The following is a 13,466-nucleotide window of genomic DNA, read 5'->3' on the forward strand; positions in this document are numbered from 1 at the left end:
CCTCAGGGACGCGGTGTTCGGCGCCGTCGACGGTGCCGTGACGACATTTGCAATCGTGGCCGGAGCTGCCGGCGCGGGCCTGGCCACCCACATCGTGGTGGTCATCGGCATTGTCAGCGTGCTGGCCGACGGAATTTCGATGGCGGCCGCCGACTGGTTGGGAGTGCGAACTGACGCAGACCACACCGTCCGTCATGGAAGGTCCGGCCGAGGGGGCGACATCCTGGCGGCCAAGCGGACATTACTCGAGGCCGGAGTACCTCCCGAGCGACTTGAAGCCTGCCTTGACCGCGTCGCCACGGATTTGGCCGCTTCCCAGCCCGTCACCCGGGGAAGTACAATTCACCCGGGGCGGGCAGCCCTTACGACCTTCTTGGCATTTGTCACGGCGGGTATGATGCCGTTGTGGCCGTTCATCCTGAATCTTCCGAGGCCTTTCGCAACATCTGCCTTCGCTACCGCGGCGGCTTTCGTGATCATCGGATACATCCGCGGGGCTTGGACGAGCCGGAAGCGCCTCCATACGATGGTGGAAACGACCCTGATTGGGGGAGGGGCCGCAATAGTGGCATACGCCGCCGGAATCGTACTGTCCGGCTGAGACGTGGCGCCAAGTCAACGTGACTTCGGCTGCATACGGATCCATGACCTTGCGATGCGGTCGAATTCGAGAATCGCGTACAGAGTGCCAGCCAGACCTCCAGCGACCAGCCATTCCTTTGGCGCCAGCCCGATCGTTCCGAAGACCAGCTGCAGAGGAGAAGAATACGTAAGCAAGACTTGCGCAATCGTGGCGGTGACCAACCCAATTGCAACGGCCCGGGTGAATGGAAGGATCTGCAATCCTCTTCCGGAGACACGCCGGATGAATAAAAGGTACGCCGCCTCAATGAGTACGATGATATTCACGGCGAGAGCTTGTGTCCGGCCAATTTCGTATCCTTTCGCGTCCGACCATGCGACCGCCCAGAACACGGCGACGGCTGAATAGCCGGATACAAGGACAGTCCTCCAGACCATTTCTCGGTCAACCAAGGATGCCGCGGGATGTCGCGGCGGCCTGCTCAGGACGTCCGACTGCGGGGGGTCAAAGGCCAAACTTAGCCCCAGGGCGGTTGAGGTAACCATATTTATCCAAAGAATCTGGGTAGGACTTATCGGCATGGTCACGCCCAAGAGAATTGCGATGATGACGATGAGGGCTTCGGCGCCATTCGTCGGCAAAGTCCAGGCAATCACCTTGCGGATATTATCGTAAGCGACTCTCCCTTCTCTGATGGCAGCTACAATCGTCGAGAAGTTGTCGTCGGTAAGGACGATATCGGATGCGGCTTTCGCCACATCGGTACCTCGCCGCCCCATCGCTACCCCAATTTCAGCGCGCTTGAGGGCAGGGGCATCGTTCACCCCATCCCCCGTCATGGCGACAATCTTGCCCGTAGCCTGTAGCGCCTCCACCAAACGGAGCTTGTGTTCCGGGGTGGCGCGGGCAAACACGTCGACCGAACCGACCCGGTCCTGGAGTTCCTCGTCCTCCAGGTGGTCGATGTCCGCTCCCGTGAGAACCTCCGCGACCGGTCGTATCCCGACCATTTCGGCGATGGCTTTCGCCGTAGCGGCATAATCCCCGGTAATCATCTTCACTCGCACCCCGGCTTCCTGGCAAGCCGCGACGGCGGATTTCGACTCCTTTGAGGGAGGGTCGAAAAACGCGACCACGCCAAGAAGCGTAAGCTCGCGGACGTCTTCCTTTTCCAGTTGTTCGACGGAGTTTGCGTCTTTCCGTGCAAAGGCCAGGAGTCTAAGACCCTTGGCCGCCAACTCGTCGATCCTGAGCTTCCAATCGGCAGGTGAAAATGTAGCCGCACCGGCTTCTTCGAGCATTTTCGAGCAACGAGCGAAAACAGCCTCTGGCGCTCCCTTCACATGGATTGTTCGACCATCGCCCTCCTTTACCAGCACGGCCATGAACCTGGCATCAGTGTCGAAAGGGATCTCGCCCAGCCGCGGGCTACGCTGACTGAGTTGATCCACGTCGAGCTCGATGCTGCGCGCCAGAGACAACAGCGCGACATCAATCGGGTCCCCATGAAATGTCGAAGAAGCCCCGTCACCCTGAACCCGGGCGTCGTTCGCCAGGGCGCCTGTTGCGCAGAGATCCGCAAGCCCGGGTGGGTAGTTTTCGCTGTGTTCCTGCTCTTGTGCGTCCGGAAGAGCCACTGCCGGTGACGCGGCATCGAGCACGACATACCGGGCCACCATCTCGTTGATCGTCAGGGTGCCTGTCTTATCCGTGCAGATGACCGACACTGCGCCAAGGGTTTCGACTGCCGGCAGCTGGCGCACGATTGCCCCTCGCATGGACATTCTTTGTACACCGATTGACAGGGCAATGGTAATGACGGCCGGAAGACCTTCCGGAACCGCAGAGACCGCTAAGCTGATCATCGCCAAAAACGCGTAGTCCACCGGCATCTGCGACATCACCAACGCCGCGACAAACAGGACACCACAGGCAGCGATAATCGTGGTGCTCAAGACGCGGGAAAACTGTTCGATCTGGTGCAGCAGAGGAGTTTGAACATCTTCGAACGAGGTAAGCGACCTCCCGATCTTCCCGAGTTCAGTCGCCACTCCGGTGGCCACGACCACTCCCAAGCCTCGGCCGCTGGACACCTGAGTGCCAGTATATGCCATTCCCTCCCGGTCGCCCAACATCGCTTCGGCAGCGACCGGCTTCACGCTCTTGGTGACGGCCACGGATTCCCCGGTCAAGGCGGCTTCCTGGACCGACAGGCCCTCGGCTTCGATCAGGCGCATGTCAGCGGGAACCGCGTCGCCCGGTTCCAGGAGAACGACATCTCCAGGTACCAGCTCTCGCGTCTCTACTCGCAGGCTTTGTCCGCCCCTTCGGACGGAGGCGTGCGTTTGCAACAAATTGCGAACGGCGGCGAGGGCATTCGCCGCGCGCCCTTCCTGCACTAGGCCCACCAGTGCGTTTATCGATACCACGGCAAAGATCACCAAGGCATCGAGCAGATGCCCCAAAAGAAGTGTTACCGCAGTCGCCAATAAAAGTACCTGGATGAGGTGGTTAGATAATTGCCGCCTGAGCCGCTCAAGAAAACCCGGCGGCTTTAGCACTGGAAGAGCATTGAAGCCGAATTGCTTCCGCCTTCTTTGCACTTCGTCCGCCGAGAGCCCCGCCCTACCGGACGACCAGGCCTGCAGCACGTCGTCGCCGGACATTGAATGCCAGAATACTTGGGTGTGCTGGGGGCTCCCCCTCGTTGGAGCCGGGCTGACCACGGGCTCCGAGGGCATTTCCCCGGGTCGTGCGGCCTGGGTCACCATGACATTGGCCGCGGCGAAATCGAGCGCCAGAGTCGGGCTTCGCGATCCGACGACCCCAATTCGACTGGTCGGTTCATTAGCGTCATCTGGGGCTCCCTTTATTGTACCATCCCGCACACGCAGGCTGGGCGCTTTGACGGAGATCAAGGGAGCTGTTTGGCCTGCTGCCGGTCCCGTGGGGACCACCTCAGAGTGGCGCGGCCTCTGTGTTGGGTAGGCGCAAAGCTTCTTGCCCAAACGGTGACTGGTTCGAATTTGTTTGACAGCACCCGCGAAGGTGGTGGCGGCCGCGGGGCCGGGCGCGCTGCGGGGTCCGAGACGGCGGCTCCCGGCGGCATGTCTTGAAGGGCTCGGACGCAGGGCAGGGCTCGCTCTCCGGCCATTCCGTGGCGGAGGAGGATGTCGGCCAGCCGCGCCTCGTCGCAACGCTCGGGGCCGTCGCCGTCGCTTCTGGCGTTGTCCGCGTCGGTGCGCACCCCAAGCCAGTCGGCGACCGCCATCGACAGTCCGTCGGCGAGCAGGCTGACGAGGCCGATGTCGATGACGACATGATGCGACAGCCCGGCTCCGGCGACGATGGCGAAGGTCGTGATCGTCCCGTCGACGGCGCCAAAGACCGCATCCCGCAGGTGGGGGGGCGTCGGCGGCGCGGTCGCTCCGCGGCAGGGGACCCGCCCGACGCGTGCCGCCCGGTGGCGGCGCGTTGCCGGTCAGAGCGCGTGGCTTTCCAGATGTTCCGAAACGATGGCCCGGACGCCGAACCTTTCGATGATCGCGAGGCGCAGCGCGTCGGCGGCGTCAGGCTCGCCATGGGTCACAAAGATCGTCTGAGGAACCCGCCGGAAGCGCGCTATCCATTCCAGCAGGCCGGCCCGGTCGGCATGCGCCGAGAGCTGATCGAGCTGCACGATCTCGGCATTGACGTCGAAATGGTGGCCGTGGATTTTGAGGCTTTCGGCGCCGGCAGCAAGCTTGGCGCCGCGCGTGCCGCCGGCCTGGAAACCCGACAGGATTACCGCGCAGCGCGGGTCCGGCAGGCAGGTTTTCAGGTGATGCAGAACCCGGCCGCCGGTGGCCATGCCGGACCCGGCGATCACCACTTTGGGGAACTTGCTGGCGGTGATCATCTTCGATTCCTCGGAGCCGTGCACGTACTGCGCGATTCCAAAGGCGGCGCGGCACCCGGCTTGTCCGAGGCTGTGATCCGACGGATGGGCGCAGTAGATGTCGGAGGCGTTGATCGCCATCGGGCTGTCGAGGAAGACAGGGATGCGGGGCAGCCGGCCGGCGCGCTCGAGGCGGCTCAGTAGGTAGAGCAACTGCTGCGTGCGGCCGACCGCGAAGGACGGGATGATGACGCTGCCGCCGCGGGTTACGGTCCGGGAAATGACATCGGCCAGCAGGTCGAGACCCTCGGCCTTGCCGTGGAAGCGATTGCCGTAGGTGCTTTCGATGACGAGGCAGTCGGCTTCGTCGAAAACCTCGGGATCGGCCAGCGTGACGTCGTTGCAGCGCCCAATATCGCCGGAGAACACGATGCTGCGATTGCCATACCAGAGCTTTAGGCTGGCGGCGCCGAGGATGTGCCCGGCATGCTTGAACTGGTACTCGATCGGGCCGCTGCGGTGGATCTCGTCGAAGCTCACCGGGTGGAACAGCGACAGGCTCTCGGTGGCCTCTGCCACGCTGTAGAGCGGGCGGGCCGGCGCGTGTCGGGTGTAGCCATAGCGGTTGGAGCGCTCGGCGTCGCGTTCGTTGAGAAAGGCGCTGTCCTTGAGGATGATCTCGGCCAGGTCCCGGGTCGCCGCGGTGCAGTGAATCTGTCGCGAGAAGCCATCCGCCACCAGCCGCGGAACGTAGCCGCAATGGTCGAGATGCGCATGCGTCAGGAACACGTCGTGGAGCGTGGCCGGCGGCACCGGGAAGGGCTTCCAGTTACGTCGGCGCAGCGTCTTGTAGCCCTGGAACAGCCCGCAATCGACGAGCAGCTTGCGGCCCTCGGCTTCCAGCAGGTAGCGCGAGCCGGTGACCGTGTCCGCGGCCCCCAGCATGGTCAGGCGCGGCGTGTCCATCGGCCTCCCTCCGCGGCGTGTAGTCCGGAGCGTGGCAGCCCGGCGGTCCTCGCACCTTGATCCAGATCATGGCGCCAGGGAGGGGCTCGCCCTATAGACCTCGCATTCGCCAAGGCTCAGGTCAGCGGCAATCAAGGGGGGGGCGCATTTCGTGTTGGCCTTTCGTTTGAACCGGATGACCTGCTGCTCACCGGAGTTGCTTGGCGGCTTCCTCGATGATGTCCCGCGCATGGCGCGCCCTTGCCGACAAGCGACGACCGCGGCGCAGGACGAGCCAAAGTTCGTGCCAACGGCGCTTCGAAAGCTGACGGACGCAGAGGCGCGCCTTGTCGGAGAAAGCTTCCACGCCGCTTCGGGGCAGGAGCGTATAGCCGACCCCCTTGGCCACGGGGGCAGGGATCTGACCGATCTGGTTGATCGAACCGCGCACTCTCAGCCGATCGGCACCAGGGTAGTCGTCCGGAAAATTCAGCCGCAGCAAGTCATCGGCATAGCCGTAACCATCGGGATGCGCGATGAAGCCCCGATTCTGGAGATCGCCGAAGGTCACGGGCGTGTCGGCTGCGTCCGCCGGCAGGACGAGACAGAGCTCCTCGCGTCCAAGATGTTTGGCCTCAAGTCGCGCATGGTCGGGGTCCGCCCCCAGCAGGCCCAGGTCGAAACGTCCCTCCAGCAGACCTGCCAGGATCTCGGCCTGCGGAGCCGCCTTGAGGTGAACGTTCAGGTCGGGCGCGGCGCGCATCCAGGGCAGCAGGGTTGGGTAGAGCAGCATCGCGAAGCTGCCGGAGCAGGCGATGTACACCGGCCCCGCGTCCCGATCGTCCGCCTGGATGACGTCGCGCAGGCGCTTTTCTTCGGCCCGGCGGGACAGGCCAAGGGCGAAGACCGCCTCGCCCGCTGCAGTGAGGATGAAGCTCTTTCCCTGCCGGCTGATCAGCGCCTGTCCGACCTGCTGTTCGAGCTTCCGGAGATGCTGGCTCACGCCGGGTTGGGTCATGTTCAGACGCTCCGCCGTCCGGGTGAAGTGCCCGGTTTCGCTAAGCGTGGTGAAGGTCTCGAGCCAAGTGGCGTTCAACATCTAATGATAATACTGCGTTCTGATCTCTATCGAGAATGATAATTTCACAAACCGGCATTCACAGTCCATATCTGCCCCAACGCAACGCGAATGGAGATATGACATGGCCCCGACACCCCGCACCTTCTCCCATATCGGCTTATCCGTTCCGGACCTGGACGCCGCCGTGAAATTCTACTCTGAGGTGCTCGGCTTCTACGTCGTGATGGCGCCCTCCGAGGCGGTGGAGGACGACAGCGCCATCGGCGTCATGTGCACGGACGTGTTCGGCCCCGGATGGGGCTCGCTCAGGATCGCGCACCTGTCGACCGCCGACGGCATAGGTATCGAGATCTTTGAGTTCCCCGGCAACTACGCGCCCGAGGACAAGCTCGAGCACAAGCGTCATGGCACCTTCCACTTCGCGGTGCAGGACCCGGACGTCGAAGGCCTGGCCCAACGCATCGTGGAAGCCGGCGGGCGGCAGCGGATGCCGGTGCGCGAATACTTCCCGGGGACCAAGCCCTACCGGATGGTCTATGTCGAAGACCCGTTCGGCATCGTCTTCGAGCTCTACAGCCACAGCTACGAGCTCACCTATTCCGCTGGCGCCTACGAGTAGCTGGCCGCGCTGGCTCCGTGGGACACGGGGCCGGCACAACCGGACATCGCATTCTACTGGGTCGGGCCGAAATTACGATGAACTGAAAGTGTCCGCGGGTTCCTGGGGAGCTAAGTGACTAGGTGACGCGACAGGAAGGCCGCGTTGAACTTCCTACGGCGAGCGATGCGTCAGCACGGCAAACCGGCGGCAATCGTGAACGATAAGCTGAGGTCCTACGGCGCGGCACTCAAATCAATAGTGGAGGGTGCCCGAAGAGACTGCCCGCTGGGCGGACAATCGTGCGGAGAACTCCCACTTGTCGTTCCGACGACGCGAGTGCGCGATGCCTCGTTTCAGACGGCTGCGAAGCCTGCAGATGTTCACAGCCGTGCATGCCCCCTTCTCGAACCAATTCAACTCGGAGCGCAGCCTTTCATCCCGCGCCAACTTCAAGCTGAACCGCGCCGCTGCCGTCGCCGAGTGGCGCGGCCTATGCGCGGACCAACGGCAGAGCTCCTTCCCTAGGCGGAGACTGGTTCGCATTTGCCTGACTGCACCAGCGCCCGCGTCAGACGGCCCCGGATGGTTGCGGCGGTGATGGCCGCAGGGAAGCCCTTCAGTCCGTCCTTGATCGCGATCAGGATGTCCTGAGGAGCTCAGCCGACAGAGCGGCGATCAGCTGGGCCTCCTCGACCGGCTTCCGCAACACCCGGCAAGTCGGGGGCGCATCGAGGTTCTCGTATCCTGTCAGAATGACGAAAGGCTTTCCTTGTGCAGCAAACGACTCCCACAATTGCCTTGAACTGAACCCGGCCAGATTGGCATCGAGAACGGCGCAATCGAAGTCCTCGTTTGCGGCCAACTCGGTCGCCTGGTCGAGGGAAAAGACCGGCCCGAGAACCTCTGCCCCGGCGTCGGAAAGCAAACGTTCCAGATCGAAGGCGATCAGCGCCTCGTCCTCCACGATCAGCACCCGCTTGCCAGCGACCGTCGAGACATCGGATGCGGGGCCTGTCGAGTGCCACCGATCGGTGTCGCGGAGGAGGATTATTCGCTCCGCCGGAACCGATATCCGGCAGCGCAGGCCCTCCTTGGGCCAGAAATGCTCGACGCTTCCGCCGATCTGCTTCGCGGCCCCTGCCATGAGGCGCGAGCCGAAACCGATCGTCTCCGGCTCTGACACTTCGGGACCGCCTCGCTCCGTCCACACGATTTCGAGCTGCTCGGTGAGGGTCCAGGTCACCGCGATCGAGCCGCCCGGCGCCGAGAGGGAGCCATACTTGACCGCGTTTGTCGCCAGTTCGTGAATGATCATGCTCAGAGGCTGCAGCAGCTCGGGCTTGATCGTCGCGGTCGGGCCGGAGAGCTGCAGACGATCGGAATTGCCGTCCGCGTAAGCCGCGAGTTCGCGTTCGATCACCGTCAGAAGGGACGCCCCTGTCCACCGGTTCTGTGCCAGCAGCGAGTGCACACCGGCCAGCGCGGCGATCCGGCCTTCGATGGCGCTGACGTAAGCGTCCCGCGTCACGAACGGCGTCAGCCGCACGATGGATTGCACCAGGGCGAGGGCGTTCTTTGCCCGGTGATCGACCTCGTGGGCAAGCAGTTTCTCCGCCTCCGCCGCAGCCTTCTCGGCTGCGATGGAGCGCACCTCGATCACGGTGCCCACGGGCTTCTCGGCATCGTCCAGCACCGGGCTTGCAGTGAAGGCCACGGGATAGAACGATCCGTCCCGTGCAATGAACAACTCCTCGCCCTCCACCTGCGCCCGTTCCGGAAAGGCGCGGTCGATGGGACATTCCTCGAGCGGGTAGGGCGAGCCATCCGGGCGTGTGTGGTGCACCACATCGTGCAGGGGGCGCCCCTCCATCTCTGCGAAGCTGTATCCGGTCAGCTCCTCCGCCGCGGCATTCGCGTAGACGCAGTGCTGCCGTGCATCCATCAGGAACACTGCCATGCGCGTGTTGTTTAGGATCGCGTCCATGCGTCGGCGGCTTTCTTCGATCTCCTCCTCCGCCGCCTTCTGGTCGGTGATGTCGATCTGCATGCCGTCCCAGACGAGGCCGCCCTCGGCGCTGGTCCGGGGGGCCGAAATCAGTCGGCACCACCGGATCGCGCCATCCGCCCGGATGAAGCGGACCTCGATGTCCAACGCCTCCTGCCGCGCCAGCGCCTCCGTTTCGGCCTGCGCGAGGCTCTGACGATCATCGGGGTGGATCAGGTCGTAGGCAACCTGCGCATCCTCGAGCACGCGTTCGGCAGGAATCCCGGTGAGCGCAAAGTGACTTGGTGATATGTAGGTGAACCGGCGTTCGGGCCCTTCATCGACCGTCTCGATCTGATACACGACCCCGCCCGGCAGGTTGTCGACGAGGGTCTGCAGGCGGATCTCATGCTCTCTCAGCGAAGCTTCGTAATTCAGGCGCAGGCCATCGTCCCGGATCGTGAGGGCGGCTCCGGCTGGGCGCCCCTCGCGGTCCCGAACCGGCGTCGCCGAACCGATCGCATGGACCACGGTGCCGTCCGGCCGGACAATGCGCCACTTCGCATCGGTGACGGTCTCGCCGCGGAGGACGGCCCGCGACAGCGGAAGCAGGTCCGGTGGATACGGTTGGCCGTCTTCCGTGAGGAGTGAATAGGCCGACGCGTATTCCGATGGGATCACGCCCAGAAGCTTGGCACCATGCAGGCGTTCCGCGGCGTCGTTGACGAAAATGATGCGACCATCAAGGTCGGTGACGATCACGCCCTCCACAAGTTGCGACAGGACGGCATTGGCAACCGACGGGTCGAGGGACGGGACATCGACGTCGCTATAGGGGTCACCGTCCTTGCTCATTGCGCTTTCCTTGTCCATGAAGTGCTGCCGTTCGCGGTTGTGTCTGTTCCAGACAACGCGCTTTGTGTCACTGCCTGCGGCTGCCTGCTCCAAGCCGGCAATCCCTGCGACAGGTTCGACGCGCGCGAAGCGTGACCTCTCGAAGGTCGCCGAGCCCTGCGCCAAACCGGATACCGCCATCCGTACGGAACGGAATGCGCAGAGGTGGAGATAGACATGGTCGATCGGGTGCTCACTATGACGAAGACACATGACCCTCGGCGCGCCGTTTTCCACCGGCCACACGGGGTATCGAGGGGCAATTTGATCGGACGACGCTCTGCGATGGCGAGACATCTTGCAAGGAGCAAGCATCACCCGTTCTGAAACGTCAAGGCGACCCCTGGGTCACATACTCGGGCCGATCGCGGCGCTTTGGCCAGACGGCGCACATCGACTTGCTGAAGTCGGCTCCTCGCACCCCGCGCGTTCGTGGGCGACGCAGCAAACGATCACGCCCCGCACTCCTTTCCAACGGCCTTCGCGACAGCAGCGCAATTTGAACGCTCGCGGCCAACGGCAGGGAGGTCCGCATTGCCGACCTCGGGTTGCCTGGCCCCGCTACACGAACGCACGGCCGAACGGATCGAGGAAGCTGCATTGGCGCGACGGCACGCCCCTTGGCCGTAACCGCGTCACGCCAAAAGTCCCGGACCTCTACGCCGCGGGTCAGGTCAATGAGCGAGCGGCCATCACACAGAGCTGGACGCGGCAGCCCGTTCGTTTCGAGATCGCAGGGGGAACGAGGAACTCGCCGGCTTCCTGGCGGGACGCGCCGTTGATGATCGGGTCCGAGCGCCTCTGGCCCGGGCGCTTACACGACAAGCCGCAGATCTCGCGTTTCAACGTGAGGCGGTAACGCGCGCGGCTGCCTTTTCGAGGCTTCGGAAGAGCCCCCCGTTCGCGGCGCAGGCAATCCTTCGAGTGGACAGGCCGATGGACGGTTCCCTGGCACACGGGCCGGTACAGGATCAGCTCGCGGGCCATCTGCTCCCGGGTTCAGGCGAGCCTGATCTTGCGGGCCATTCCGGCGCGCCGATGGGATGGCGGAGAAGCTTGTTGTGGCGCCGCCGCTGATCCGCCGTTCTTCGCTGATCCACCGGTTCACCAGGAAGACGGCATCGCAAGATGCAGGCATTGGGCAAAGGATGCGCAGGTCCGGAAATTTTGACGCGCCGGTTTCGGACTGGCCCGCCTGCCGATGTCCTCCTACCGTGGCGACCGGAGGCGGACGCGCGACGGGCATATGCGGGACAGCAATCTCAAGGCGACGGAGTATTTCGAGGCGGTGGCGCGGCTCGGCACGGTGACCAAGGCGGCCGCCGAGCTTGGCGTGTCGCCCTCGGCGGTCAGCCAGCAGGTGCGGCTCCTGGAAGAGCAGTTCGGCGTCGCCCTGTTCCGGCGCGAGAAGCGCCGGCTGGTGCTGACGCTGGACGGCGACCGGCTGTTCCAGACCACCACGCAGGCCTTCAGCGCGATCCGCAACGCCCGCAGCGCGATCACCCGCCAGCGCGACGCCCGCAACCTGACGCTGCGCGTCAGCCCCAGCTTCGGGGTGCGCTGGCTGGGGCCGCGGATCGCCGATTTCGCCGCCGAGAACCCGGACTGGAACATCCGGGTGGATGCCACCCCGGATTTCTCGGCCTTCGACACCGAATCCGTCGACCTCGACCTGCGCTACGGGCTCGGCGGCTGGACCGGCCTGACCGTCACCTGCGTCCTGCACGATCTGGTGCTGCCGGTCTGCAGCCCCGACTATCTGGCGCAGTTGCGGGCGATCTCCGACGACATCGCCGGGCAGATCGCGGCAGCGCGGCTGATCGACAGCGTCAAGGCGCTCTACCGCTGGGATCTCTGGCTCGCCGCCAACCGCATCGCGCTGCCGCAGGTCGAATATCCCTTCCGCTTCGACCGCTCGTCGATGTCCATCGAGCTGGCCAAGCAGGGCGGCGGGCTGGCGCTCGACAGTGTCACCCAGTGCCTGCCGGAGCTTAGGCGCGGCGAGCTGGTGCCGTTCAGCCCGGGGCTCGAGGTGATCGACTTTCCCGCCTACTGGTTCGTCTGCCCGCCGCGCCATCTCAACCGGCGGATCGTCACCCGGTTCTCGCAATGGCTGACCCGGAGGGCGGAGGAGCACGATGCCGAGGCGCGGTCCCTGCTGGCGGGCTTCGGATGCAAGTTCCGGCCCGAAGCCGGGCCGGAGCTGATCGAGGTGGTGCCCTGGGGGCTGTAGTGCGGCCCTAGTAGATGGTCAGGGCCGGCACGTAGGAGATCAGCAGCAGAACCACGAGGGCGACGAGGTAGAAGGGCAGCAGCGCCTTGACCGTCTCGCCGATGCGGGCCCCCGAGATCGCCGAGGAGATGAACAAGGTGGTGCCGACCGGCGGCGTGTAGAGACCGATGGCGAGATTCACCACCATCATCAGGCCAAGCTGCACGAGGTCGAGCCCGATGGCCTGCCCGATGGTCACGAAGAGCGGCCCCAGCAGCAGCACCGCGGCGGGCAGGTCGAGGAAGGCGCCGACGATCAGCATCACCACGTTCAGCGCGAGGATCACCATCCACGGCTCGGCAAAGGTCGCCTGCACGAACTCGGCTAGCTCCTGCGGCACCCGCTCGGCGGTCAGCACCCACTGGATGGTCGAGGAGGCCATGATGATGATCATCACCGCGCCGGTCATCAGGCCGGTATCGACGGCCGCGCTCCACATGCCCTTGAGCGACAGGTCGCGGTAGACCAGACCGCTGACCAGCAGCGCATAGGCCACCGCCATCACGCTGACCTCGGTGGGCGTGGCGACGCCGAAGCGCAGGGTGCCGATGACGAAGACCGGCATCAGCAGCGCCGGCAGGGCGACGACGATCTGCGCCCGGAAGGCGCGGAAGCCCCCGGCGAGCGGCGAGCGCGGCAGGTTCTTCACCTGTGCCACCACCGCGACGGCGACGAACATGCCCACGCCCAGCAGCACGCCCGGCAGGATGCCGGCGATGAACAGGTCGACGATCGAGACGTTGGAGACCAGCCCGTAGAGGATCAGCGGGATCGAGGGCGGGATCAGCACCGACACGGTCGAGGAGGCGGAATTGATCGCCGCAGCGAAGCCGGAGGGGTAGCCTTCGGCCTTCTGCACCGGGATGAGCGCGTTGCCGAGCGCCGAGGCATCGGCCACGGCGGAGCCGGAGACGCCGCCGAACATCACCGAGCCGATGATCGACACCTGCCCGAGCCCGCCCTTGAAGTTGCCGACCAGGAGCCGGGCGACGTTGACGAGATAGACGCCGAACTTGCCCGACATCATCAGGTTGCCGGCGAGGATGAAGAACGGGATGGCCAGCATCGGGAAGCTCTGGGTCGGGGTGTAGAGCCGCTGGGCGATCACCGCCATCGGCTTGCCGTCCAGCCACAGCGCCGCGGCGACGCCGCCCAGCATGGCATGGGCCACCGGCACTGACAGCAGCATCAGGCCGAAGAAGATCCAGATCAGGGGCGCGGTCATGGCA

Annotated in this window: 9 protein-coding genes and 1 pseudogene; 4 read left to right on the forward strand and 6 right to left on the reverse strand. The window is 64.6% G+C overall.

Annotated elements, in window-relative coordinates; translation table 11 throughout:
- A partial coding sequence (locus tag ACXYMW_RS12450) for a VIT1/CCC1 transporter family protein (protein ID WP_459035653.1) occupies positions 1 to 601 on the forward strand: 601 nt, incomplete at its 5' end.
- 14 nt (positions 602 to 615) lie between these two features.
- On the opposite strand, the gene ACXYMW_RS12455 is transcribed toward ACXYMW_RS12450, so the two are convergent.
- The 4 genes from ACXYMW_RS12455 to ACXYMW_RS12470 form a co-directional block, all read right to left on the reverse strand.
- Entirely contained in the window at positions 616 to 3,249 is a 2,634-nt protein-coding gene (locus tag ACXYMW_RS12455; protein ID WP_459035654.1) for a cation-translocating P-type ATPase, read from the reverse strand.
- Between the two features lie 248 nt (positions 3,250 to 3,497).
- Entirely contained in the window at positions 3,498 to 3,983 is a 486-nt protein-coding gene (locus ACXYMW_RS12460) for a VIT1/CCC1 transporter family protein (protein WP_459035716.1), read from the reverse strand.
- Positions 3,984 to 4,064: 81 nt separating this feature from the next.
- A complete protein-coding gene (locus tag ACXYMW_RS12465; RefSeq protein WP_459035655.1) occupies positions 4,065 to 5,426 on the reverse strand; it encodes an MBL fold metallo-hydrolase RNA specificity domain-containing protein in 1,362 nt (453 codons plus the stop codon).
- A 187-nt stretch (positions 5,427 to 5,613) separates the two neighbouring features.
- A complete protein-coding gene (locus ACXYMW_RS12470; protein ID WP_459035656.1) occupies positions 5,614 to 6,504 on the reverse strand; it encodes a LysR family transcriptional regulator in 891 nt (296 codons plus the stop codon).
- A 103-nt stretch (positions 6,505 to 6,607) separates the two neighbouring features.
- Here ACXYMW_RS12470 and ACXYMW_RS12475 point away from each other — a divergent pair, with 103 nt between their 5' ends.
- Positions 6,608 to 7,105: a lactoylglutathione lyase family protein gene (locus tag ACXYMW_RS12475; RefSeq protein WP_459035657.1), complete on the forward strand. Its 498-nt coding sequence runs from the start codon at positions 6,608 to 6,610 to the stop codon at positions 7,103 to 7,105.
- A gap of 126 nt (positions 7,106 to 7,231) precedes the next feature.
- Positions 7,232 to 7,586: pseudogene (locus ACXYMW_RS12480) on the forward strand (DDE-type integrase/transposase/recombinase); the annotation flags it as partial.
- Positions 7,587 to 7,724: 138 nt separating this feature from the next.
- Here the strand turns inward: ACXYMW_RS12480 and ACXYMW_RS12485 are convergent.
- Positions 7,725 to 10,106: a PAS domain S-box protein gene (locus ACXYMW_RS12485; RefSeq protein WP_459035658.1), complete on the reverse strand. Its 2,382-nt coding sequence runs from the start codon at positions 10,104 to 10,106 to the stop codon at positions 7,725 to 7,727.
- 1,105 nt (positions 10,107 to 11,211) lie between these two features.
- On the opposite strand from ACXYMW_RS12485, the gene ACXYMW_RS12490 reads away from it, so the two are divergent.
- On the forward strand, positions 11,212 to 12,198 hold the full coding sequence (locus ACXYMW_RS12490) for a LysR family transcriptional regulator (RefSeq protein ID WP_459035659.1): 987 nt from the start codon (positions 11,212 to 11,214) through the stop codon (positions 12,196 to 12,198).
- A gap of 7 nt (positions 12,199 to 12,205) precedes the next feature.
- Here ACXYMW_RS12490 and ACXYMW_RS12495 read toward each other — a convergent pair whose 3' ends face one another.
- Positions 12,206 to 13,462, reverse strand: a complete 1,257-nt coding sequence (locus tag ACXYMW_RS12495) for a TRAP transporter large permease (protein WP_459035660.1) — start codon at positions 13,460 to 13,462, stop codon at positions 12,206 to 12,208.
- Between the last annotated feature and the right edge of the window lie 4 nt (positions 13,463 to 13,466).

This window comes from Roseivivax sp. CAU 1761 (assembly GCF_054482755.1).